This window comes from Gilvibacter sp. (genome assembly GCF_965601605.1).
Taxonomy (GTDB): Bacteria; Bacteroidota; Bacteroidia; order Flavobacteriales; family Flavobacteriaceae; genus Gilvibacter.
Genome location: NZ_CBFCWJ010000002.1, coordinates 13,571 through 36,876, shown reverse-complemented (window position 1 = coordinate 36,876; position 23,306 = coordinate 13,571). Strand labels below are relative to the sequence as shown.

At 43.4% G+C, this 23,306-nt stretch carries 21 protein-coding genes; 14 read left to right on the top strand and 7 right to left on the bottom strand.

The annotated features are described in order from the left end of the window. Together ACSLP7_RS00250 and ACSLP7_RS00245 are read left to right on the top strand one after the other, a co-directional pair. Positions 1 to 331 (top strand): S1/P1 nuclease (locus ACSLP7_RS00250; protein ID WP_435577447.1); only part of this gene is annotated, 331 nt, incomplete at its 5' end. A gap of 37 nt (positions 332 to 368) precedes the next feature. Further along, on the top strand, positions 369 to 758 hold the full coding sequence (locus ACSLP7_RS00245) for a hypothetical protein (RefSeq protein ID WP_435577446.1): 390 nt from the start codon (positions 369 to 371) through the stop codon (positions 756 to 758). Here the strand turns inward: ACSLP7_RS00245 and ACSLP7_RS00240 are convergent. The 3 genes from ACSLP7_RS00240 to htpG all read right to left on the bottom strand — a co-directional run bounded on the left by ACSLP7_RS00240 (position 742) and on the right by htpG (position 3,662). Continuing rightward, entirely contained in the window at positions 742 to 1,353 is a 612-nt protein-coding gene (locus ACSLP7_RS00240) for an alpha-ketoglutarate-dependent dioxygenase AlkB family protein (protein ID WP_435577445.1), read from the bottom strand. The two genes, ACSLP7_RS00245 and ACSLP7_RS00240, sit on opposite strands and share 17 nt — an antisense overlap. After that, positions 1,346 to 1,702: a DoxX family protein gene (locus tag ACSLP7_RS00235; RefSeq protein ID WP_435577444.1), complete on the bottom strand. Its 357-nt coding sequence runs from the start codon at positions 1,700 to 1,702 to the stop codon at positions 1,346 to 1,348. Before ACSLP7_RS00235 ends, ACSLP7_RS00240 begins: the two co-directional genes overlap by 8 nt. Before the next feature lie 73 nt (positions 1,703 to 1,775). Then, positions 1,776 to 3,662, bottom strand: a complete 1,887-nt coding sequence (gene htpG, locus ACSLP7_RS00230) for a molecular chaperone HtpG (protein WP_435577443.1) — start codon at positions 3,660 to 3,662, stop codon at positions 1,776 to 1,778. A 166-nt stretch (positions 3,663 to 3,828) separates the two neighbouring features. On the opposite strand from htpG, the gene ACSLP7_RS00225 reads away from it, so the two are divergent. Together ACSLP7_RS00225 and ACSLP7_RS00220 are read left to right on the top strand one after the other, a co-directional pair. Further along, positions 3,829 to 4,482, top strand: a complete 654-nt coding sequence (locus ACSLP7_RS00225) for a TetR family transcriptional regulator C-terminal domain-containing protein (protein ID WP_435577442.1) — start codon at positions 3,829 to 3,831, stop codon at positions 4,480 to 4,482. A 38-nt stretch (positions 4,483 to 4,520) separates the two neighbouring features. Further along, positions 4,521 to 5,828 carry an ABC1 kinase family protein gene (locus ACSLP7_RS00220; RefSeq protein WP_435577441.1) on the top strand — a complete coding sequence of 436 codons (1,308 nt, stop codon included), beginning with the start codon at positions 4,521 to 4,523 and terminating at the stop codon, positions 5,826 to 5,828. Positions 5,829 to 5,880: 52 nt separating this feature from the next. Here the strand turns inward: ACSLP7_RS00220 and ACSLP7_RS00215 are convergent, their stop codons facing one another. After that, positions 5,881 to 8,337 (bottom strand): prolyl oligopeptidase family serine peptidase, encoded by a 2,457-nt coding sequence (locus ACSLP7_RS00215; protein ID WP_435577440.1) that lies wholly within the window; start codon positions 8,335 to 8,337, stop codon positions 5,881 to 5,883. A gap of 139 nt (positions 8,338 to 8,476) precedes the next feature. Between ACSLP7_RS00215 and ACSLP7_RS00210 the strand changes: the two genes are divergently transcribed. Continuing rightward, entirely contained in the window at positions 8,477 to 9,487 is a 1,011-nt protein-coding gene (locus ACSLP7_RS00210) for a 3-oxoacyl-ACP synthase III family protein (protein ID WP_435577439.1), read from the top strand. Positions 9,488 to 9,681: 194 nt separating this feature from the next. Here ACSLP7_RS00210 and ACSLP7_RS00205 read toward each other — a convergent pair whose 3' ends face one another. Continuing rightward, on the bottom strand, positions 9,682 to 11,460 hold the full coding sequence (locus ACSLP7_RS00205; protein WP_435577438.1) for a TonB-dependent receptor domain-containing protein: 1,779 nt from the start codon (positions 11,458 to 11,460) through the stop codon (positions 9,682 to 9,684). Beyond that, entirely contained in the window at positions 11,366 to 12,124 is a 759-nt protein-coding gene (locus tag ACSLP7_RS00200) for a carboxypeptidase-like regulatory domain-containing protein (protein ID WP_435577437.1), read from the bottom strand. The genes ACSLP7_RS00205 and ACSLP7_RS00200 overlap by 95 nt, the downstream gene beginning before the upstream one ends. 350 nt (positions 12,125 to 12,474) lie before the next feature. On the opposite strand from ACSLP7_RS00200, the gene ACSLP7_RS00195 reads away from it, so the two are divergent. After that, positions 12,475 to 12,846: a CoA-binding protein gene (locus tag ACSLP7_RS00195; protein ID WP_435577436.1), complete on the top strand. Its 372-nt coding sequence runs from the start codon at positions 12,475 to 12,477 to the stop codon at positions 12,844 to 12,846. On the opposite strand, the gene ACSLP7_RS00190 is transcribed toward ACSLP7_RS00195, so the two are convergent. Beyond that, a complete protein-coding gene (locus ACSLP7_RS00190) occupies positions 12,778 to 14,280 on the bottom strand; it encodes a sodium:solute symporter (RefSeq protein ID WP_435577435.1) in 1,503 nt (500 codons plus the stop codon). The two genes, ACSLP7_RS00195 and ACSLP7_RS00190, sit on opposite strands and share 69 nt — an antisense overlap. A gap of 77 nt (positions 14,281 to 14,357) precedes the next feature. Between ACSLP7_RS00190 and ACSLP7_RS00185 the strand changes: the two genes are divergently transcribed. The 8 genes from ACSLP7_RS00185 (at position 14,358) to ACSLP7_RS00150 (ending at position 23,189) form a co-directional block, all read left to right on the top strand. Beyond that, complete coding sequence (locus ACSLP7_RS00185; RefSeq protein ID WP_435577434.1) at positions 14,358 to 16,874, top strand: VPS10 domain-containing protein; 2,517 nt, start codon at positions 14,358 to 14,360, stop codon at positions 16,872 to 16,874. 77 nt (positions 16,875 to 16,951) lie between these two features. Next, positions 16,952 to 17,578, top strand: coding sequence for a recombination mediator RecR (gene recR, locus ACSLP7_RS00180; protein WP_435577433.1), 627 nt, complete (start codon positions 16,952 to 16,954; stop codon positions 17,576 to 17,578). Further along, positions 17,575 to 18,705: a glycosyltransferase family 2 protein gene (locus ACSLP7_RS00175; RefSeq protein WP_435577432.1), complete on the top strand. Its 1,131-nt coding sequence runs from the start codon at positions 17,575 to 17,577 to the stop codon at positions 18,703 to 18,705. The genes recR and ACSLP7_RS00175 overlap by 4 nt, the downstream gene beginning before the upstream one ends. Before the next feature lie 84 nt (positions 18,706 to 18,789). Continuing rightward, on the top strand, positions 18,790 to 20,109 hold the full coding sequence (locus tag ACSLP7_RS00170) for a dihydrolipoamide acetyltransferase family protein (protein WP_435577431.1): 1,320 nt from the start codon (positions 18,790 to 18,792) through the stop codon (positions 20,107 to 20,109). A gap of 83 nt (positions 20,110 to 20,192) precedes the next feature. Beyond that, on the top strand, positions 20,193 to 20,969 hold the full coding sequence (locus ACSLP7_RS00165; RefSeq protein ID WP_435577430.1) for an exonuclease domain-containing protein: 777 nt from the start codon (positions 20,193 to 20,195) through the stop codon (positions 20,967 to 20,969). Between the two features lie 3 nt (positions 20,970 to 20,972). Continuing rightward, positions 20,973 to 21,584, top strand: a complete 612-nt coding sequence (locus ACSLP7_RS00160; RefSeq protein WP_435577429.1) for a fumarylacetoacetate hydrolase family protein — start codon at positions 20,973 to 20,975, stop codon at positions 21,582 to 21,584. Next, positions 21,585 to 21,926, top strand: coding sequence for an Hpt domain-containing protein (locus ACSLP7_RS00155; protein ID WP_435577428.1), 342 nt, complete (start codon positions 21,585 to 21,587; stop codon positions 21,924 to 21,926). After that, a complete protein-coding gene (locus ACSLP7_RS00150) occupies positions 21,927 to 23,189 on the top strand; it encodes a competence/damage-inducible protein A (protein WP_435577427.1) in 1,263 nt (420 codons plus the stop codon). Positions 23,190 to 23,306: the final 117 nt, after the last annotated feature.

The window sequence follows — 23,306 nt, the reverse complement described above, 5'->3', positions numbered from 1 at the left end:
CAATCGCTTTCAGGTACAGTGGTTTGATGAAGGAACCAACCTCCACCGAATTTGGGACACTACCTTACTGGAGTATTACAAGATGTCCTATACGGAACTTGCAGCTACAGCTCCCTATCTAAGCACAGAAGAGATCGATGCAGTTGCCCAAGGAACTCATTATGATTGGATGCGAGAATCGCGAGCTTTTTGTGAAGATATTTACGCCAATACCAAGGTTGGGGCCAATCTCAAATACCGCTACGCCTATATATACATGGACAAATTGCGTATGCAATTACACAAAGGAGGTATCCGCTTAGCCATGATTTTAAATGAGGTTTTCGCGTAAACTTTTCTAAGACTTTCTGCGTAATTTGCTTCTACCCATGAAGCAACCTACGAACCTCACCACGTTTTTACGCTTCGTGGCCGGAATATTAATTGGCGGACACGGGATCTATAGAATCCTTCTGCTGGAAAAATATACGGCCTTTGTAAGCGGTGAATTTGACAAGCTAATTCCTCCCGGAGCCTTGTCGGAAGCATTGATCATGATGTTTCCTTTCTTCGAATTCTTTGTCGGAGCTTTAATTGTTAGCAACTTGGTAATACGGGAAGCCTTGAATTTGGGAATTTACATCACACTCGTCATTATGGCGTTTCTACTCATAGGATCCCCGACCTTCCACATCTTTTATCACGTTGGGACCTTGGCCATACTGATCTGGTTAAAGTCGGCCTATCGCGCTCTACAATGGACTAAATCAGAACTCTAAAGGTGAGATTTATTCTGGGGCCGACTTCTTTTTTTGTTTTGGGTATCTGATGTTGCCACAAATGCTGTGTAGCTCCTTGCATCAGCAAAAGGCTGCCGGAATCCAAAGTCAAACTATAGGTATTCTTTTTATTCGCCTTTTCTCGAAACCTGAAATTTCTACTCGCCCCAAAACTCAAACTGGCAATTACAGGATTCACTCCGAGTTCCTTTTCATCATCTGCATGCCAGCCATTGGAATCGTTTCCGTCACGATATAGGTTTAGCAAAACTGTGGTGAAATCTACCTCACTGACCTCTTTAAGGTTGTCCTTTAGACTCAACAACAAAGGGGTAAAGGGTTTTGGATACATGGTGATGTTGGAGTAGGAATAGGGTTGTTCGTTCTCGGCGTAAAGCGCAGTAAGTCTGGGTTGAGCATACACTTTGCCGAAAACCTTAATATCATCTTGTTGCCAAGGAGTCTGCTCCAGCAATTCCTTAAAGATGGATTCTGCCTGAACGGCATCTATAAAATTTGGGTAATAGATAGCCTCTGCACCATTTAGAGGGAGTTTTATTGGCTGCGGATTTATTTCGCTAAACAGATTAGACATACTGCCAAGCCCAATACATCAAACCAAACTGCAAGGGTATTCTTAAGACTAAAACCCATACCGGTAACTTCATACGCGCTTCTTTCTCTTGTAGCATATAAATATGAACGGGAAGAAAGAGAATGAGCAAGACAATGATTCCCCAAGCAGCAACTTGGGTCGTGCCATCACTGCTAATGAGCATTAGACCAAAGATCATTTCTAACATGCCACTTACAATGATAAGAGTGTCGTGTGCTGGCAGGTAAGGAGGCATGATCTTTTTGTAGATCTGCGGCCATTTGAAATGAGCGGCACCGCCCGCAAGAAATATAACGGCCAGTAAATATTGATGCCAGGGAAAATTCATGAGTCTTTTTTTGCGTCCTTAAAATTACAAAAAAAGCCGCCCGTTAAGGCGGCTTATCTCAATTTGGAATTTACTATTTGATCATGTCGTAACTGCGTTTTATAAACTCAGTAAGTGCTTCACCTTTCAATAGGTTCTGAGAGAGTTTGGCCAAGTCTAGGGCTTGATTGATCAAGCGCTCTTTCTTTTTCTGGGTCTTGGTCTCTAAAATTTGCACGATCAATTCATGATTGGTATTGACTACCAAATTGTACATCTCTGGCATATTGCCCATCCCGAACATACCGCCACCAGTTTGCTGCATTTCTTTCATGCGGCGCATAAATTCTGGTTGAGTGATCACAAAAGGATTGGCCTCAGAGTCCATCGCTTCTAGTTGAACACTAAACTTGTCTTGAGGAATCACCTCAGTTAGCAAGCCAGAAAGCGTCTCTTTTTGCTCATCAGACAGTTTAGAAATGGTCGTGTCATCCTTTTTGATGAGGTTGTCGATATGATCTCCATCCACACGCACAAAAGAGGTGTTCTCAAACTTAGATTCGAGTTTTTGAATCAAGTGCGCCACAATTGGAGAATCCAATAAAAGTACTTCATAGCCTTTGGCTTTTGCCGTTTCGATATAAGCGTGTTGCGCTTCTTGATCTGAGGCATAAAGCACTACCAATTTGTCGTCTTTGTCCGTCTGATTGGCTTTGATCTTCTCTTTGAGTTCTTCAAAGGTGAAATAAGTTCCATCTACTGTTGGATACAGCGCAAATTCCTGGGCTTTGTCGTAAAACTTGTCCTCAGAGAGCATTCCGTACTCAATCACGATCTTGATGTCGTTCCACTTTTGCTCAAAAGCCTCGCGATCGTTTTTAAAGAGCGACTTGAGTTTGTCTGCCACTTTACGAGTGATATAGCTGGAAATCTTCTTTACAGCGCCATCAGCTTGTAAATAGCTACGAGAAACGTTCAAAGGAATGTCTGGAGAATCAATCACTCCGCGCAGCATGGTCAAGAACTCAGGAACAATTCCCTCTACATTGTCGGTCACAAACACTTGGTTTTGATACAACTGAATGCGATCCTTTTGCATATTGAGATCGTTGCTCAATTTTGGGAAATACAAGATTCCCGTTAAGTTGAACGGATAATCTACATTGAGATGGATGTGAAAGAGCGGTTGCTCAAATTGCATCGGATACATTTCGCGATAGAAATCTGCATAATCCTTTTCTTCCAGATCAGCTGGTGCTTTAGTCCAAGCTGGGTTTGGATTGTTGACAATACGATCAACTTCTACTGTTTCTGGTTTGGCGTCCTCAGCCGCATCTTCTGGTAAAGGAAGCGTCTCTGTTTTGGTTCCGAATTTGATCGGAATTGGCATGAACTTGTTGTATTTGGTCAACAGTTCCATGATGCGTCCTTCTTCTAAGAATTCGGTAGAATCCTCTGCAATGTGCAAAATGATCTCCGTTCCACGTTCCGTTTTGTCATGTGCTTCTAGAGTGTACTGAGGAGAACCGTCACAAGTCCAGTGGGCTGCAGGCTCATCTTTGAATGACTTGGTAATGATCTCAACCTTGTCTGCAACCATAAAGGCCGAGTAGAATCCCAATCCGAAGTGACCAATAATCCCGGCTTCTTCACCTTCTTGGTCCTTGTACTTTTCAATGAACTCTTCTGCTCCTGAAAAGGCGATCTGGTTGATGTATTTTTCAACCTCCTCTGCGCTCATTCCAATTCCCTGGTCAATGATGCGCAATTGGTTTGCGTCCTTATCGGCAATGATCTCAATTTGCGGATTGCCGTATTCTACCTTGGCTTCCCCAATAGAAGTCAAGTGTTTGAGTTTCAAAGTTGCATCCGTAGCATTAGAGATCAATTCGCGTAAAAAGATCTCGTGATCGCTGTAGAGGAACTTTTTGATCAATGGAAAAATATTTTCTACTGATACATTGATATTTCCGGTGCTCATAGTGTAGCGTTTTTCATTTTTTGACGACATACTAATAAGCAAATAAAATACCAAGCCGCCCTAGGCTGACAGCTTGTCACCAGCTGCCAAGATTTATCCTTAAATTTTGTTTAAAGTATTTTATTAAAGATTAAACATTTATTAAATTTGTACAAATTATCCACCCATGACTGCAAAGAAGAAAACCCTTACGGCCAACGAGATTACCACCAAGTATATGGAGTATGTGATGGAACACGAGCACGAGCCTGTTTCTGTCTATAAATTTTGCAAGCACGAGGACATTCCAGAAGACCAATTCTACACTGTAGCTGGTTCTTTTGAATCCTTGCGCAAGTCAATCTGGAAGCAATTCTTTGACAACGCCCACGAGGTGATGCTTAAGGCTGACGGTTATGAAGCCCTTAGCGCAAAAGACAAAATGCTCACCATGTACTACACTCTTTTTGAGGTATTGACTGCTAATCGCAGCTATGTGCTCTACAGCCTCAAAGGGAAAAAGGATAAAATGAAATCATTAAAAGAGCTCAGCGAAATGCGCAAAGCCATCAAAGAGTTCTCTGGTACATTGATCCAAGAATCCAATGACGAGAAACAATTGCGTATTCTTAAACACCCGGTATCTATCTTTTCAGAAGGAGCGTGGGTACAGACACTGTTCTTGTTGAAGTATTGGATGGATGACAACTCTCCAGGCTTTGAAAAGACTGATGTGGCTATTGAAAAGTCTGTGCGTGTGATCTTTGATGTTTTTGAGACCACTCCGCTGGAAAGTATTATTGACTTCGGCAAATTCCTCTGGAAGGAAAAAATGGCCTAAGCGCTTGTGAACTGAGCACAAACAAAATCCTACAATAAATGAAGACCATAGATAAGATCCCTACCAATAAATTACAGCGCGCCTCAAAGCTGGTAACCACGGGGGTCAAGGTTGGAGGCAACTATCTGAAGTATTATGGCGAAAAGCTCGTCAACCCAGAGCTTACCAAAGACAAGCTCAATGAAGACAATGCTGCAGATATCTACGACGGATTAAAACAACTCAAAGGCAGCGCTTTAAAAGTTGCGCAAATGTTGAGTATGGAAAAGAGCATTTTACCACGGGCTTATGTGGAAAAATTCTCTTTGGCTCAATTTTCAGTGCCGCCTTTATCGGCTCCATTGGTACGCAAGACCTTTAAGCGCTACTTTGGAGAATACCCAGAGACGCTTTACGACAAGTTCAATCCCGAATCTGTCGCTGCGGCCTCTATTGGGCAAGTACACAAGGCAGAGAAAGACGGAAAAGAGCTCGCGATCAAGATCCAATATCCTGGAGTTGCGGACAGTATCAGTTCTGACCTGGCATTGGTAAAACCAGTGGCCATTAAAATGTTCAACCTCAAAGGAAAGGATTCTGCGAAATACTTTAAAGAAGTAGAGGAGAAGCTCTTGGAAGAGACTGACTATGTTCTTGAGGTAAAGCAGAGTTTGGATATTTCTGAAGCCTGTGGACATATTGACAATCTGCGCTTCCCGAATTACTATCCAGAGCTCTCAAATGAGCGCATCATTACCATGGATTTTATGAACGGCAAGCACCTCAGTGAGTTTGCTGCGCAAAATACAGACCAAGAACTTTCGGATAAACTCGGGCAAACCCTTTGGGACTTTTATATGTTCCAAATGCACCAGCTCAAAGCTGTGCACGCCGATCCGCATCCGGGAAACTTCTTAGTTAATGAGGCCGGTGAATTGATAGCCATTGACTTTGGTTGTATTAAGAAGGTTCCAGAAGAATTCTATACGCCGTACTTCCAATTGGCAGAACCTGGCGCAATCGCCAATGAGGAATTCTTCGCCCAAAAACTGGAAGAATTAGAGATCATTAAAGACACGGACACTGCAGACGAGCGCTTTTTCTTTACGGAGCTCTTTAAAGAAATGTTGAGTTTGTTTACCCAGCCATTCCACCAAGAGGTCTTTGATTTCTCTGACGAGCAGTTCTTTGGCAAGATCGCAGAGTTGGGAGAGAAGTACTCTAAGGATACAGACCTTCGCAAAATGAACGGTAACAGAGGTTCCAAGCACTTCTTGTATATCAATAGAACCTTCTTTGGACTCTACAATTTGCTGAACGATCTTGGATCTACAGTCCGCATAAACAACTTCAAGGCTTTTGCGTAAGCTGATTTAAACTACGCAAAAGCCTTGAATGGCTTGTTTTTAATACCGTTACTTAGTTCTTAAAACTCTCTGAGCTCGTATTGAGTTCTTGAGATTTTCTATTCTTTACATAGGTTTCTAACCAAGTGTCTTGCTCCCAAAGTAGGTGCATGATACTTTCCTTAGCGCGATACCCATGAGATTCTTTAGGCAGCATCACCAAACGTGCAGTCGCTCCTAGTCCTTTCAAGGCGTTAAAGTAACGCTCACTTTGCAGGGGATAGGTTCCGGAGTTGTTGTCTGCCTCACCGTGGACTAACAAAAGCGGTGTTTTCATTTTATCGGCATGCATGAACGGAGACATGGTGTAATAGGTCTCTGGAGAATCCCAGTAGCTGCGTTGTTCGCTTTGGAAACCAAATGGCGTTAGGGTTCTGTTGTAAGCCCCTGAGCGAGCAATTCCAGCTGCAAACAGATCGGAATGACTCAGTAGATTCGCCACCATAAAGGCCCCGTAACTGTGTCCGCCTACACCTACACGAGTTCTGTCGATATAGCCCATAGCATCTACGGCATCAATCGCGGCTTTGGCGTTGGCTACCAATTGCGGTCTAAAGGTGTCGTTAGGCTCCTGATCACCTTCGCCCACAATAGGGAAAGCGGCATCATCTAAGACCACATAACCGCGAGTCACCCAATAAATAGGCGAGCCATAATAAGGATAAATGAACTCATTCGGGTTGGTGGTGCTTTGAGAAGCGCTGCTCTTGTCTTTGTATTCTCTGGGATAAGCCCAAAGGATCATTGGCATTTTTTCCTTCTTGTCTTTGTCGTATCCAATAGGTAAGTAAAGAGTTCCTTCCAGATCTAAACCGTCATCACGCTTATAGGTGATCACTTCTTTGTGAACGCCTTGTAAGCTTTTAAATGGATTCTCAAAAGAGGTCAATGGCCTTAGAGAATTCTTCTTTTTAATGTTTCTGATGTAGTAATTCGGATATTCTGTTTGCCCTTCAATACGCACCAGAATCTCTCCCTTTTTCATATCGATGGCGGAATATAGGTTCTCCAGCCTGTCGGTGTATTCAGACTGATACAGACGCTTGGTCTTTTGTGAGGCGAGATCCATTTGATCCACAAAGGGAAACTGTCCTTCTGCAGTGTAACCGGCTCCCATCAAATAAAGACTGCCTTTGTCAATGACCAAGGTATTCCAGCCCATTTCGTTTTTGCTCATCACAAACTGCCCCGGATCACTGTACTGATCCTGATAGTTTCTGTCTGTGATCACCTTAGGGTCCATATTGGGTTTAGACGGATTGAACAAATACGTCTTGGTGTTTCTGGTGTTCCACCAGTAGTCGTAAAGTACGGCTGTCTTGTCATCGCCCCAGCTAATTCCGCTAAAGCGGTTGATGGTCTTGGTCACCATTTCTTTGCTGCCTGTAAATGGAGCAGCCAACTGATACACATAGTCGCGATAAGGAACCTCATTAGCAGGGTCTCCTTCATCTTGAGCTTCTGCCCAATAGAGTGTGTTTGGTTTGTCGGCACGCCAGTTCAAGCTGCGCTTGCCTTTGCGTGTCGCCATGAATCCTTTGGGCTGTACTTCGTTTAGCGGTACGTCGTTTACTGTGGCCACAAAGTTTCCATCGGTGGTGTAAACGGTCTCGTCATAAGGGAATCGGCTGTAAGGCACTATGTATGAGAATGGCTTTTTGATCTTGGTGATCTTGATGTATTTACCATCCGGAGAAAAACTCATTCCGCGATACATCGCTGCTGGCAAGAAGTTGCTCACTTGTCCATTTAAGCTCACTTTTTTGATCTCAGAGATGGCCAATTGCTCAAAGTTGTGCTCATCATTTGGGTTTTTAAGCAAATCCTGATAGGTTCTGTTTTGTGCTTTGGCACCATCGCTAACAGAAATGGTCGGTCCGGTCGGTACTGCTTCGGCAACATTAATAAGTGCCTTTCTGTTTTTCGGGAGCATTTTTACCAAAAGTGCATCTCCCGCTTTAAACCAGCGGATGGCTCCACCCATATTGGCATTGACACCAGCATCGGTCAATTTGGTCACCTTAGCAGCAGCAATGTCTAAAACCCATACTTCAACGCCTTTGTCTGTAGTATTTAGACAAGCGATCTTGCTTTCGTCCGGAGACCAACTAAAACCGCTTAAACGCGGGTTGGCAGGTAAGCCGCTTACTTGTGTAGCGTCGGTGTCTTCAGTGCGTTTTACCTTTAAGTTGTTGTAAAATGTCGTTCGGCTTCCAATATTAGTATTCGGATTGATCCGCAGTCCTCCCAAGCGCATTTCTGGGGCAGAGAGCTCTGCGATGCTTTTAAAGGCATCTCTATAGATCAGTACGGCAAGTTCTCCTTTGGAGTCGATTTGAACCGCTGGCGCTAAAGGGGCGTCAACGAGATCTAGAATTTCTTGTGGTGGTTGTTGGTATTCCAGGTTTTCCTGTGCCTGCCCATAGCCAAAGCTCAGCAGCAGTAAGAGTAGAAATAACTTGTTTTGCATGGTTGTGATTTTTGATAAAAAGGTAGTTAAAAATTTAGGTAAAGTGATGTTAAAACTTCTTATGCACGCATAGCAGTTAAGTGCTTGGTATTGGGGTCTCAACGCGAATAGCCGTATCTTTACAGACTAATTTTCATTTATGTATACATCACGAATCTCTGGCTTGGGTTTCTACGTTCCTGAGCATGTGGTAACCAATGACGACCTTTCTAAATTAATGGACACTAATGACGCCTGGATCCAAGAACGAACAGGTATCAAAGAGCGTCGGCACATTCTTCCAGGTGATGGAAACACCACCAGCGTTATGGGAACCAAAGCAGCGCGTATTGCTATAGAACGTGCTGGAATTGATCCCAACGATATAGAATTGATCATCTTTGCCACCTTGAGTCCAGATATGTATTTCCCTGGAGGCGGAGTTCAAGTGCAAGATCAATTGGGAATTGGAACCGTACCTGCCTTAGACGTTCGCAACCAATGTAGTGGATTTGTCTATGCACTTTCTACGGCAGATCAGTACATCAAAACCGGAATGTATAAAAACGTTCTCGTGATCGGTAGTGAGAACCACAGTGGAGGTTTGGATATGACTACACGTGGACGTGGGGTATCTGTAATCTTTGGCGATGGTGCCGGAGCTGCTGTTGTATCTAGAAATGAGACCGGAACAGGAGGGATCCTTTCCACACACCTGCATTCAGAAGGAAAACACAAGGACGAATTGGCCCTACAGGGACCGAGTACGGGTTACTGGGTGCCACAGATTCTTGAAGAGAATCCGCAGGAAGACATTCCTTACTTCCCTTATATGAATGGACAGTTCGTGTTTAAAAACGCCGTTGTTCGTTTTTCGGAGGTGATTCAAGAAGGTTTAAAGGCCAATGGACTCGGTGTTGATGATATCGCTATGTTGATTCCGCATCAGGCTAATTTGCGTATCTCTCAATTCATTCAAAAGAAATTCGGACTTGCAGACGAGCAGGTATTCAACAATATTCAGAAATACGGAAATACTACTGCCGCTTCCATTCCAATTGCACTGACAGAGGCATGGGAAGCCGGAAAGATCAAATCCGGAGACCTTGTGGTCTTGGCTGCCTTTGGTAGTGGATTCACTTGGGGTAGTGCCATTATTCGTTGGGCATAATTTCAACGCCCATTTAAAATCAAAAACGCCCTCCAAAGAGGGCGTTCCTATTTTTGCTTCACGGGTTCTAATACTTAAATGGCTAATTCAAATAAATTATAAACCTTGCTAGTGAGTACTTATATAGACTCATAAACGGTGCCAATGTTTCATTTCATTTATGAGTTTAACGTTTTTATAACAGAATCAAGCAGTTAGAAGATTCCTCCGCTGCCTTCTTTCTCGTCATTATCACGTCTTTTACGAGACTTTGCACGGTACTTTCCACCTCCGAAACGGTAGTTCAGACCCACAAAGACCGTATTGCTTTCCCAGTTGAACTGGCCTTGCTGCAAGAATGGATTGTCTCCCACAAACTTAAAGCGCATGCTGTTAAAGATGTCGTTATAGTTAAGGCTGAAGGTACCTTGTCCGTCCCAAAGAGATACACGAGCACCTAGATTTACCATAACCATAGGATCGACCTCAAACTGAATGTTCTTATTCTTTCCGCGATACATTCCAAAAGCAGTAAAGGTTACGGTCTTGGTCACTTTAAAGTTGTTGATCATTCTAAAGTTATAAGCCGTGTTGGTTACCTCTACAGTATTGGTCTCAATATTAGCCGCCGTTGGGTTTTCAATACTGCTGTCTATTTGCTCGGTAATCCCTTTTTGTTGTTGGGAGAACAAGTCAAAACTCGCGTTGAAATTCCACCATTTCGTTGGGCGGTAGTTACTAGACACCTCAAAACCGTAGGCCGTGGTGTTGCTAAAGTTGTCAAAGGTCAAGATCACTTTGTTCACATCAGTCCGATCAATGAAAACGGCTCGGTTGATCTCGTCCTCAATGATTCTATAAAATACACCTGCAGTGATAGATCCTTTTCCAATATTGCGCGTATAGTTCGTCTCAAAAGAGTTGGTGAACTGAGGCTCCAAAGTGGTGTTACCAAAAGAAGAGATCAGCGGCGTACTCCATTCACGGATTGGGTTTACTTGCCCAACTCCCGGACGATCCACACGACGGCTGTAGCTCACTTGGAACTGATTCTTCTCAGAAGGCGAATAGGTCACGAAGGCAGAAGGGTACAACTGCACATAATCATTGGTAAAGGCTCTTACGCTGTTGGTATCCGCGCGAACCTCTACAGTTTCTGCGCGTGCACCTAGTTGCCAGCTCCATTTTTCGTAGTTCTTTCCAAGACTTACGTAAGCGGAATAAATATCACGTGAGTATTCAAATACCGTACTCGGGGTATCGATCAGATCGCCGTTGGCGTTTAAGGTCTGTCCCGTTGAGCTGTAATCAATATCGGTATTGAACAGTCGGGCTTGTAGTCCGGCTTCTAATTTCATGCTTTCGCTCAATGGATTGGTGTAGTCCAAGTTTACCGTCAGACGGCTGCGCTCGGTATCTACAAAGTCCATATAATCTTCTGTGGGACTGTTACCGCGGAAACGGAAATTCGCGTCTTCGTCACTTTCAAAATCGTTGAAGTCGGCTTCCAATTCAATATTGTGACCTTCTTTATCAAAGTCCAATTTATAATTGAAGTTGTACTGCTGACTCATATTGTCAATAGCGTTGTCAAAGAGTTGACTCTGATCCAAGCTCGGGTCGTCCAAGAAAAAGATATTCGTTGTTCCGTCTACACCACCGTCAAATAAGTTCTGATTGGTAAAGAACGATAGGGTATTCTTGTCATTCAAATACACATCCACACCTACCTTAAAGAGGTTGGATTTGTTGTTGTCCAAAAAGTTGAACTGCTGATCAGAATTGTCGTTCGGTCTAAAGACGTTTCCGAAGTTCTCGTTCTTGGAATAATTCCCTCCGTAGCTACCGTAAAGGTTAAACTTTCCGTTTCTGTAGTTGAGGTTGACACCCGTATTGAATTTAGCTTGACGTTGATAGGTCAAACCTACATTGATGTCTCCGTTGAAACCGATCAAAGCATTCTTCTTCAATACAATATTGATGATCCCGCTCATTCCCTTCTGGATTGTACTTTGCAGACGGATTGGTGATCAGCTCGATCTTTTCAATAGAGGTCGATGGAATCTGTCGCAACAACTGGGCTGCAGGCACATTGGTCAATTTACCGTCTACCATCACTTGTACGTTTTGGTTTCCGCGTAAGGCTATAGCACCGGTTTGTTGGTCCACGCTTACGGAAGGTAAATTGTTCATAATGTCTGAAGCCGTTGGCCCTGCGGTGGTCAAGTCTCTACCCACAGTGATCACTTTTCTGTCGAGCTTTTGCTCAATGGTAGTGCGCTCTGCGGTCACGACAACTTCGTCTAAAGACTCTACGTCTTCTTCCAGGTCTACACGTCCCAGATCAACCTTTCGGTTAGACCTGGAGATCTCAATTTGTTTAACGTAATTCTTGTACCCTATATATTGGATATCGACCTTAACCTTCCCTACAGGAATGTCTTTGATCTCAAATTGTCCATTATCATCGGTGATGCCCCCAGTGATCACTTGATCGTTCATGTCCATAATGGCCACGGTCACGTAGGGGATAGGTTCTTGAAGGTTCTTATCGTACACTACTCCGCTAATAGTCCCAATCTTTTCTGTGTCTGGATTAGGGTTGGAATAGGCAAAAAGGGGTAGGCATAGCAATAGCCATACTGCTAACTGTTTCATTTTTCGATTGTTTGATTGATGATGAATTTCACAACCTTTTCCAGCAGGCCTTCGCCAGAAAAAGTTATGCCAATAAGACTGCCCAGATTAATTCTTGTTACAAGAAATTTTCATTTTAACATTTATTATTCAAAAGGGCTAAAAAAGAACAAACCCGATCTTGAGAAAGACCGGGTCTGAGACCTTACTGCAATAATTAACACTAACCATCAACGTAAAAAATTGTAGCAGTAAGAAAGAAATATTTCTACTCTATAGACGGAGTAGAAAGGCAGGTGTTACAGATAATCTCAATTTTAACGTTGTTTTATGTTAAATTTGAAAGAGGCGCCCAGCCTGGAAATAACCCTATGGAAACAGCTAAGAATACAACTTTGGTTTTGGGAGCGAGTTTAAAATCGAATCGCTATTCCTATTACGCCATAGAGCGCCTAGTAGCTCATGATCAGCCGGTTGTTGCCATTGGGCTAAGAGCCGGTACTGTGGCCGGAATTCCAATTGAAACTACCCCAGTGCCCTTTGATGGTATTGATACAGTAACCCTCTATTTGAATCCGCAGCGACAACAACAATACTACGATTACATTATTGGCTTAAAACCCAGACGAGTGATCTTTAATCCGGGAACAGAGAATCTTGAATTTGAAAATAAGTTACGCGCTAACGGCATTCTGGCCGACCGTGCCTGTACGCTCGTCCTTCTCAGTACGAATCAATATTAAGCCTAAAAGCGTCAAGGCTCCGTTTAGAATCAGAATGAAGAATCCCCACTCAAAATTTAAATAGGTCGCAGATGCCCAACTAATGGCATATCCCAAAAAGGGAGTAAGCACAGCAATGATGGGAACCAAATGATCCTTGACCTTCCAATTGGAGAACAACCCAAATGCATACAGACCTAACAAAGGTCCGTAGGTATAACCTGCATAAGTCAATAGTTTAGTAATCACACTTTCATCTGCAATGAGATATTTAAAGCCGATGATCACAAGTAGCAGTACAAAAGACATGGCTACGTGAACGCGTTTGCGAATCCTTTTGGCCTCTGCTTCTGATTTGTTTTCTTCGATATTTAGAATGTCAATGCTAAAACTAGTGGTCAAAGAGGTCAAGGCACTATCTGCACTAGAATAGGCTGCTGCAATAAGTCCCAACATAAACAGCGCTGCTATACCAATACCCAAGCCCGATTCAACCGCGACAGTAGGGAAGAGTTGATCCCTCACAGCATCAATACCATTGTTTTGTGCGTAAATAGTAAGCAGCAGCCCAAGCGCTAAAAAGATAAAATTGACCACAGTGAGTACCACGGTAAACCAGAACATATTCTTTTGGGCGTCGCCAATATTTTTACAAGTGAGGTTCTTTTGCATCATGTCTTGATCCAAGCCTGTCATCACAATGGCAATAAAAGCACCACTAATGAACTGCTTGATAAAATGCTGTCCCGATTTCCAATCCTCAAAAAAGAACATCTTAGAAAGATCACTTTCTGCAATGGTGTTGGTGAGTCCGCCTAAGGATAAGCCCATATCCGCAGAAATGATATAAATAGCAACTCCTACTGCAACCAACATAAACAAGGTTTGCAAGGTATCTGTCCAAACAATAGTTTTAATACCACTTTTAAAGGTGTAAAGCCAGATCAGAAGTATGGTAATAGCTACCGTTACCGCAAAGGGAACTCCGGTTCGACCCATAAATGGCATCTTGTCAAAAACGAGGTATTGGAGCACATTTGCAACCAGATAAAGTCTAAAACTTGCACCCACAATACGTGAAAGCAGGAAAAAGGACGCTCCTGTTTTATAGGATTTTTCCCCAAATCTCACTTTTAAATAGCCGTAAATTGAGGTTAGATTTAGGCGGTAGTACAAGGGCATTAGGATCATCCCAATTACTGCATAACCGACTGTATAACCCAGCACAACTTGAAAATAACTGAACTGTGAAGCCGCTACTTGTCCAGGTACCGAAATGAACGTAACCCCGCTTAAACTGGCGCCTATCATGCCAAAGGCCACTACGTACCAAGGCGATTTATTACTGGCTTTAAAAAAGTCTGCATTGCTGCCGCCTTTGTTGGTCAAGAAGGAGATGAGAATCAAAATTCCAAAGTAACCAGCAATTAAAAAAAGAATGTGGGTAGGGTTCATAAGCGCTAACTTGTTTAAAATGTATAACAAATCCAAATTTCGATTCGTATATTTGAAAGTCTTCAAAAAAATCAACCATGAAAAAACTACTACTACTTGCCGCATTCGCAATCGTTGGGTGGGGCACATCTACAGTACAGGCTCAGGAGTATCTCGACATGATCGAGGCTGGAACCTTTACCATTTCAGAAATTCAAAACAGTGCGCAAACCCATTTTGATGAAGTGGGAACCGGACGTGGAACTGGATACAAGCAGTTCAAGCGTTGGGAGTATCAAGCATTGCGTTTGCAAAATGATGAAGGGTATCTAACGCAAGAGACTGAGTACATCGAAGAACTTCAACGCTTTGAGGCGTATTTAAACGAAAATCCATCTGCGCGTTCTGCTAGTGGCGGAACTGGAAACTGGGTGGAAGAAGGTCCTACTACTTGGGATGACTACCAAGGGTGGAACCCTGGAATTGGTCGTGTGACCGGTTTTGCTGTCGATCCTACAGATAACGATCACATTGTTATCGGTTCACCAACTGGTGGTGTGTGGAAGACACTTAACGGAGGAGCGAACTGGATTCCACTAACAGATTACTTTGTGAACCTTGATGTGTATTCAGTAACAATGGATCCACAAGATTCTCAAACTTATTTCATCGGATCTTACTCTGGATTGATCTACAAGTCAACAGACGGCGGAGCAACCTGGGCACAAATAGGAACTGCAGGTGGTAGTTCTGTAGTGAACAAGATCTTGATTCACCCAACTAATTCAAACATCATGTTTGCTTCAGTGCAGAATCAAGGTGTTTACCGTTCAATGGATGGTGGAGCAACTTGGTCTGACGTAATTCCTGCGGCTAGCCGCGGATACGATGTAGAATTCAAACCTGGTGATCCTTCTGTGGTTTACGCTTCAGGTAACCGTTTCTACAAGTCTACAGATGGTGGAGCTACATTTAGCACAATCAGTGGAGGATTTACTTTTAACCCAACTATGATCGGAGTTTCTGCTGCAGATCCTTCAAGAGTATACGTTGTTCAATCCAACGGAAACCGATTTGGTGGTTTCTTTAGATCTGATGATGACGGAACAACGTTCTCCAATCTTCCTCACGGATCTACAAACTACTTCGGATACAGTGTATTCGGATCAGATACTGCAGGGCAAGCGCCACGTGATATGGATATCACTGTGAGTCCAACAGATGCTGATGAGGTATTGATCGCTGGTATTTTGGTATGGCGTTCCTTTAACGGAGGTGCAGATTTTGAATGTACTTCTGGATGGGCTTTGTTTGAATCAAGCTCGTTTAACGTAGGATACTGTCACGCAGATGTTGACATTCTTGAATACGTTGGAGATAAAGTATTCGCTGGTACTGACGGTGGATTGTTTATCGCTGAAGATCCTCAGGCAACCATGTCTCAGACTTTCTGGACAGACCTTTCTTTCGGATTGGGTATTCGTCAATTCTATAAAATTGGAATCTCTCAAAGTGATCCTGTGATCATCACTGGAGGTTCTCAAGATAACGGTACTTCTGTTTATACAACTGCCGGTGAATGGCGCGATTGGCTTGGTGCCGATGGTATGGAAGGATTCGTTGATAAAGACAACAACAATTTCCTTTACGGAACAACTCAAGGAGGTCAGCTTTACCGATCTACAACTGGTGGGGTAACTTACTTTAACTTGAACGAACCTTCTCCAGGTGGAGGAAACTGGGTATCGCCATTTGAGCAAGATCCTAACGTAACTAACACGATTTACGTAGGATATAACCGTGTGAATAAGTCAACCAACTCTGGTGGTTCTTGGACCGCGATCTCTCAAACATTCCCTGGAAACTTGGATAATCTAAAGATCGCACCAGGAAATAGTGACATTATGTGGGCTTCAAGAGCGGGATCAATATATAAAACAGAAGACGGAGGAGCTACTTCTTGGAGCACCGTTACTGGAACTGTTGGAAGTATTAATGATATCGCGATCCACCCAACAGATCCTAACAAAGTTGCTGTTGCAACCACTTACGGAAGTGCTCGCGTATACGTAACCACGGATGGAGGAGCAACTTGGCAAAATTACAAGAAGAACTTACCAGAATTTGCTGCCCTATCTGTAGTATGGGATAATACTTCTGTAAATGGACTTTACGTAGGTATGAACTACGGTTTGTTTTACATTGATGATACTTTCTCTGATTGGCAAGTTTACGATACTAACATGCCACACGTTCGTGTGAGCGAGTTGGAGATCAACAACGTGAACGATCGTATCTACGCTGCTACTTATGGACGTGGAGTTTGGTCTTCACCAGTATATGATAACCCACTTAACGTAGCAGATAACACCTTTGAGAACTTGGTGACTTTATATCCTAACCCTGCACGTGATGAGGTAACTATCAACTGGCCAACAAGCAGTGAGGTTGACATTGAGGTATTTGACATCAACGGACGTTTGTTGATCAACCAAAAAGACATCAACGTACAAGGTGCCTATAACTTGAATATCGCTCGTTTGAACAGCGGAGTTCACTTTGTGAGAATTTCAAGCGAAGGGAAAATGATTGTGAAGAAGCTGATCGTCAACTAAGGACGAATCACTTATATCATAAATAAATTGCTCCGAGAGGCCACTGCGTTTCTCGGAGCTTTTTTATCTTTAGGGCTGTGGATTTTTCTTCAAAATTATTGGCAGAAGCTGTTGATGAAGTGTCGCTCTTACCGGGTATTGGTAAGCGCACGGCTTTGCGTTTGGTATTGCATCTTTTAAAGCAGCCGCAGGTTCAAACCTTGCGCTTGGCAGAAAGTCTAACGGCTTTGCGCGGCCAAATCCAGTTTTGCAGTAATTGTCACAACATTTCAGACAGCCCGCTTTGTGATATTTGTTCTAACCCCAATCGTGATGATAGTGTGGTATGCGTTGTGGAAGATATTCGCGATGTGATGGCCATTGAGCACACAGCACAATTCCGCGGGAAATACCACGTACTCGGAGGAAAGATTTCCCCCATGGAAGGAATTGGCCCCGGAGATCTACAAATTGAATCTCTGGTAAAAAAAGTGGCAGATGGCATTGTCAAAGAAGTGATCTTTGCTATGAGTTCTACCATGGAGGGCGACACCACAAACTTTTTTATCTACAAGCAATTGGCCCCTTACGGGGTTACTACAACCACCATTGCGCGAGGCATTTCTGTGGGGGATGAATTGGAATATGCGGACCAAGTCACTCTGGGGCGCAGTATACTCCAACGTATTCCATTTGAATCTTCGCTAAAAAATAACGGCTCGTGACCCTTTCGGTTGTCATCCTAAACTATAACGTCCAGTTCTTTTTGGAGCATTGTCTGTACAGTGTTGTGAAGGCAACCTCTGGTATGGATGCTGAGATCATTGTGGTGGATAACGCCTCTCCAGATGGATCGGCGGAAATGGTACGTGAGAAGTTTCCGCAGGTTAAACTTATTGTGAGTCCCAATAATGATGGCTTTAGTGCGGGTAACAATTTGGGTATCGCGGAGGCTAAAGGGCGATACATTTGCTTATTGAATCCAGATACCATTTTGGGAGAACAAACCTTAAGAAAAGCACTAGAAAAGGCACAGTCTTTGGATAGGCTTGGAGCCTTAGGGATCAAGATGATCGACGGTACGGGTTCTTTTCTCCCGGAGTCCAAACGCAAACTTCCCTTGATTTCGGCCGCGCTTAAAAAAGTGATCGGTTTGGGTGGTGGACGCGGTTATTATCAAAACGACATCCATGAAGATGAAGAAGGCGAAGTAGGAGTATTGGTGGGCGCTTTCATGATCTTTTTAAAAGAACGCTACTTGGAGGTAGGCGGTTTGGATGAATCCTATTTTATGTACGGAGAAGATATAGATCTGTCCTACAGTTTCACCAAAGCTGGCTATGTGAACTATTATTACGGTAGCGCAACCATGATCCATTACAAAGGGGAGAGTACTGCAAAAGACAAGGCCTATTGGAACCGCTTCTATGGTGCGATGGAGATCTTTTATAAAAAGCATTTTCCCAACAAAGCATGGGCACAGGGCTTTTTGAAGATGGGATTGTTTGTATTGAAGCATATAGCGGCATGGAGCTTTAAGACCAAAAAGAACAAAGTACTTCCTGTCAAACAGCATTATTTGCTGTCAGAACAACTAAGTCTCAGAGAAAAACTTGAAGGCTTGTCTGAATTCGAAAATTTGAGCACTTTGTCTAAATCCAGAGCTTTTGACGGTGCCCTAAAGCAATGTATGTTGGTTATGGATACCTCATATATGGATTACCAACAGATTATCAGGCTGATGCAGGAATTAAAAAATTCCGGGAATCGTTTTAGAATACATCCTAAACGCACTAATTTTATCATCGGAAGCGATTATAGCGATAAAAAAGGGGAGGTTGTGCAATGGTAAAATATTGCAAACTATTTAGTAATAGCCCGCTTTTTTGATTAATTTTGCAACGCAATACACCTTTCAACTCTATTTTTTGAGAATATGGCAAAGTTTGAATTAAAGCTCCCGAAAATGGGAGAGAGTGTAGCCGAAGCTACATTGACCGCTTGGCTTAAAGAGGTCGGAGATACCATTGAGGCGGATGAGCCTGTCTTGGAGATCGCCACCGATAAGGTCGATTCTGAGGTTCCCAGTGAAGTGGACGGAGTTTTAGTGGAAAAACTTTTCGAGGTAGATGCAGTGATTCAAGTAGGGCAGACCATCGCGATCATTGAAGTAGATGGTGATGATGCTCCTGCGGCCACACCAGAGCCTGCACAAGAAGTTGCTGCACCTGCTGAGGCAGCTGCGGTTGAAGAGACTGTTGCCACGGCTCAAGCGGCTGTTGCTCCTGCACAGATCAGTAATGACGGTGATCGATTCTACTCGCCATTGGTGAAAAATATTGCACAAACAGAAGGTATTTCGCAGTCAGAATTGGATGCTATTCCGGGATCTGGATTGGAAGGTCGCGTGACCAAAAACGATATCATGGCTTACTTAAAAAGCCGTGGAACAGCTGCTGCGGCTCCAGCAGCAAAACCTGCAGCACCTGCAGCTGCTCCAGCAGAAAAGAAACCAGCTGCTAAAGCTGCACCTGTTTCGCTAAACGGAGAAGATGAGGTTATTGAAATGACCCGTATGGGCAAACTCATCGCGCATCACATGCGTGCTAGTGTGGAAACTTCTGCCCACGTACAGTCTTTTGTTGAGGTAGATGTGACCAATATCTGGAACTGGAGAAACAAGGTGAAGAAGTCCTTTGAAGCTCGTGAAGGAGAGAAGATCACCTTTACCCCGATCTTTATGGAGGCTGTTGCTAAGGCTTTACGCGACTTCCCAATGATGAACATTCAGGTAGATGGAGATCGCATTATCAAAAAGAAAAACGTAAACTTAGGTATGGCTGCGGCCCTGCCTGATGGGAATTTGATCGTTCCTGTGATCAAGAATGCAGATCAACTCAACCTGGTTGGCATGACCAAAGCAGTCAATGACCTTGCAGGACGTGCGCGTAACAACGCTTTAAAACCAGACGAGATCCAAGATGGAACCTATACCGTGACGAATGTAGGAACCTTTGGTAGCGTGATGGGAACTCCAATCATCAACCAACCACAAGTAGGTATTCTGGCTTTAGGTGCTATTCGCAAGGTGCCTGCGGTTATTGAAACGCCAGAGGGTGATTTTATCGGGATCCGTCATAAAATGTTCTTGTCGCACTCTTATGATCACCGCGTGGTCAACGGAGCTTTGGGCGGAATGTTTGTTAAGCGTGTAGCCGAGTACCTAGAAGCTTGGGATACTAATCGCGAGATTTAGTACATTCTTTAAGGCTTATTCTGTTTGGTTTTAGTGAGCGTTTCCTTCAAATTATAAGTAACTTTGTGGGATAATATTTCCCAATGCAGCTAAACCTTAATAAACCCATTTGTTTCTTTGATTTGGAGACCACAGGAACCAACGTGGCTCAAGACCGAATCGTAGAGATCTCCATTTTAAAAGTATTCCCTAACGGCAACAAAGAAAGCCATACGTGGAAGGTCAATCCGGGCGTGCCTATTCCCAAACAGGCAGCGGACATTCACGGTATTACCGATGAGATGGTTGCTAATGAGCCCAGCTTTAAAGAGTTGGCGCCTAAGGTTATGGCCTTGCTTAAGGACAGCGATCTGGGTGGGTTTAATTCCAACCGTTTTGATATTCCTTTGTTAGCTGAGGAATTGTTGCGGGCTGAGATAGATCTGGATTTGAAAAAAGCCCAGTCCGTAGATGTGCAAACCATATTCCACAAAATGGAAAAGCGAACCTTAGGAGCAGCTTACCAATTCTATTGTGGTAAGGATCTTGAAGATGCACACTCGGCTGAAGCGGACACCAATGCAACCTATGAGGTCTTATTGGCCCAATTGGATCGTTATGAAGGTTTGGAAAATGATGTGAAGCACTTGGCGGAATTCTCTTCCCACAAGAACTTTGCAGACTTTGCTGGTTTTGTTGGTTATGATAAAGAAGGCCGTGAGATCTTCACTTTTGGGAAATACAAAGGCACTTTAGTTGAAGATGTCTTGGACAAGGAGCCTGGCTATTTTGGCTGGCTGCTCAATGCAGATTTTCCACTATACACTAAAAAAGTGCTTACCCGCATCAAACTCAATCGATTCAATAATAAACTGCTTTAGATCATGAAGATCATCTGTATCGGTAGAAACTACACCAAACACATTGAGGAACTCGCCAATGAACGTCCGGAGCATCCGGTGGTTTTCATGAAGCCGGACACCTCCATCTTATTAAAGAAGAATCCTTTTATTATTCCGGAGTTTACTGAGGAAGTACATCACGAGGTGGAAGTTTTGATTAAGATCAACCGCATCGGGAAGCATATCGACAAAAAATTTGCTCACAAATACTTTGATGAGATCGGATTGGGGATCGATTTTACCGCTCGCGATATTCAAACGCAAGTAAAAGAGAAGGGATTGCCTTGGGAAAAAGCCAAAGCTTTTGACGGATCGGCCGTTATTGGTAAATGGTTTGATAAAAACCAGTTTGGTGATTTGAACGACCTGAATTTTAGTTTGTTAAGGAATGATACCCTCGTTCAGGACGGAAATACCTCCTTAATGCTGTGGAAGATTGATGAGATCATCGAATATGTATCTAAATATTTTACTTTAAAGATCGGAGATATTATATTTACCGGCACTCCTGCTGGCGTCGGTCCAGTAGCCCCAAATGATCGTTTGGCTGGATTTTTGGAAGACCAACCAGCATTCGAGATAAAAGTAAAATAAATGAACAAGCACTATTCCCCCGAAAGTCTAGACGCCCTCGCTGGCGGGGATGACGAATTTAAAGCCGTTGTGGCTCAAACCTTCTTAGAGGAGATACCTACTGATCTTCGTGCTTTGGAAGAAGCTATTGCTGTGAACAACAAAGAGCTGGCTTATCAGTTCGCCCATAAAATGAAACCGAACTTAGAAATGTTTGGTATCGAAGTGGTAGACGACATTCGTGCCATTGAGGCTTGGACCAAAGCGTCTCAGCCTGTATCCGCAGTAGAAGATATTTTAGATAAAGTGAGCGGTATTCTCAATACCGTTTTTGACGAACTCAAAGCAGATTTCAATATTTAGATGCAAGCAGAGATCATCACCATAGGCGATGAGATCCTTATTGGACAAATTGTAGATACCAATTCTGCCTATATCGCCACGGAACTCAATAAAATTGGGGTTCAGGTATATCAGATCACCTCAGTACAAGATGAACGTCAACACATACTGGACGCCCTAGCCAAGGCTAAGAAGCGTTCCCAGGTAGTGATTGTTACCGGTGGATTGGGTCCAACCAAAGACGATATTACCAAACAGACTTTTTGCGAGTTCTTTGATGATCACCTCATTGAGAATGCAGCGGTTGTTAAGCAAATCCACGAGCTTTTTGCCACCTATGTGAAGCGCAAGCCTTTGCCAGCAAACCTAACACAGGCGTTGGTGCCTTCAAAGGCGGTTATACTGCCCAATCAACACGGAACCGCTCCGGGGATGTGGATGGAGCAAGATGGTGCAGTTTTTATTTCCCTGCCAGGTGTTCCTTATGAAATGAAAGGCTTGATGCAGGATTCAGTACTGCCCAAACTGCAACAGACCTTTGATAGGCCTTTTATTTATCACAAGACCTTATTGACCTATGGCGAAGGTGAAAGTACTATTGCCGATAGAATAGAGGCTTGGGAAGACGCTTTACCTACGCATATCAAATTGGCTTATTTGCCTTCTTTAGGACGTGTACGCTTACGTTTATCTGCCAAAGGGCGAGAACAACAGCAAGTCATTTCAGAGGTTGAGGCGCAGATCAAAATCTTAATGCCTATGGTGGAGCACATCTTTGTCGGGTTTGAGGAAGATGGAGCTATTGAAGATTCTGTTGCCAAATTGCTAATTGAGAGTGGCAGCACCCTGAGTATAGCAGAAAGTTGTACTGGAGGTCGCATTGCGCAAACCTTTATTTCTCGTTCTGGAGCATCGGCTTATTTCAAAGGTGGAATCACACCTTATGAGACACAGATGAAAGTAAAGCTCTTAGGCGTACCTGAACAGATCATTAATGAGCACAGCGTTGTGAGCGCGGAAGTTGCAGCAGCTATGGCTACGCAAGTTCGGGAGTTATTCGGTAGCGATTACGCCATTAGCACTACAGGAAATGCCGGTCCTTCTTTGGGAGACAGTGCGGCTCCTGTGGGAACAGTGTTCATTGGAATCGCAGGTCCAGAGGGTGTTGTGACAGAAGAACATCGTTTTGGAAAGAGCCGAGAAAAGGTCATTCAAAGGGCTACTAATAAAGCCTTGGAGCTGCTTAGAAAGCAACTGGTTAAAGCCGCAGTTGTAGAGCAGTAAATCCTATCCGAAGAAAAAAAAGAGAAACTTTCTTAAAAAACACTGAATTCTCTTTTGCTCAGGAGATTTAATTTTTCTAAATTTGCACCCTGTTTAAAAATAACATTTTAAAGGAAA

What these genes read in the sequence shown, in the direction of transcription:
- ACSLP7_RS00165 (WP_435577430.1), top strand. Translation starts at nt 20,193, where the DNA reads ATGCAGCTAAACCTTAATAAACCCATTTGTTTCTTTGATTTGGAGACC.
- ACSLP7_RS00200 (WP_435577437.1), bottom strand. Translation starts at nt 12,124, where the DNA reads ATGAAACAGTTAGCAGTATGGCTATTGCTATGCCTACCCCTTTTTGCC.
- ACSLP7_RS00185 (WP_435577434.1), top strand. Translation starts at nt 14,358, where the DNA reads ATGAAAAAACTACTACTACTTGCCGCATTCGCAATCGTTGGGTGGGGC.
- ACSLP7_RS00190 (WP_435577435.1), bottom strand. Translation starts at nt 14,280, where the DNA reads ATGAACCCTACCCACATTCTTTTTTTAATTGCTGGTTACTTTGGAATT.
- ACSLP7_RS00155 (WP_435577428.1), top strand. Translation starts at nt 21,585, where the DNA reads ATGAACAAGCACTATTCCCCCGAAAGTCTAGACGCCCTCGCTGGCGGG.
- ACSLP7_RS00150 (WP_435577427.1), top strand. Translation starts at nt 21,927, where the DNA reads ATGCAAGCAGAGATCATCACCATAGGCGATGAGATCCTTATTGGACAA.
- ACSLP7_RS00245 (WP_435577446.1), top strand. Translation starts at nt 369, where the DNA reads ATGAAGCAACCTACGAACCTCACCACGTTTTTACGCTTCGTGGCCGGA.
- ACSLP7_RS00220 (WP_435577441.1), top strand. Translation starts at nt 4,521, where the DNA reads ATGAAGACCATAGATAAGATCCCTACCAATAAATTACAGCGCGCCTCA.
- ACSLP7_RS00170 (WP_435577431.1), top strand. Translation starts at nt 18,790, where the DNA reads ATGGCAAAGTTTGAATTAAAGCTCCCGAAAATGGGAGAGAGTGTAGCC.
- ACSLP7_RS00225 (WP_435577442.1), top strand. Translation starts at nt 3,829, where the DNA reads ATGACTGCAAAGAAGAAAACCCTTACGGCCAACGAGATTACCACCAAG.
- htpG (WP_435577443.1), bottom strand. Translation starts at nt 3,662, where the DNA reads ATGAGCACCGGAAATATCAATGTATCAGTAGAAAATATTTTTCCATTG.
- ACSLP7_RS00240 (WP_435577445.1), bottom strand. Translation starts at nt 1,353, where the DNA reads ATGTCTAATCTGTTTAGCGAAATAAATCCGCAGCCAATAAAACTCCCT.
- ACSLP7_RS00160 (WP_435577429.1), top strand. Translation starts at nt 20,973, where the DNA reads ATGAAGATCATCTGTATCGGTAGAAACTACACCAAACACATTGAGGAA.
- ACSLP7_RS00215 (WP_435577440.1), bottom strand. Translation starts at nt 8,337, where the DNA reads ATGCAAAACAAGTTATTTCTACTCTTACTGCTGCTGAGCTTTGGCTAT.
- ACSLP7_RS00205 (WP_435577438.1), bottom strand. Translation starts at nt 11,460, where the DNA reads ATGAGCGGGATCATCAATATTGTATTGAAGAAGAATGCTTTGATCGGT.
- ACSLP7_RS00210 (WP_435577439.1), top strand. Translation starts at nt 8,477, where the DNA reads ATGTATACATCACGAATCTCTGGCTTGGGTTTCTACGTTCCTGAGCAT.
- ACSLP7_RS00195 (WP_435577436.1), top strand. Translation starts at nt 12,475, where the DNA reads ATGGAAACAGCTAAGAATACAACTTTGGTTTTGGGAGCGAGTTTAAAA.
- ACSLP7_RS00235 (WP_435577444.1), bottom strand. Translation starts at nt 1,702, where the DNA reads ATGAATTTTCCCTGGCATCAATATTTACTGGCCGTTATATTTCTTGCG.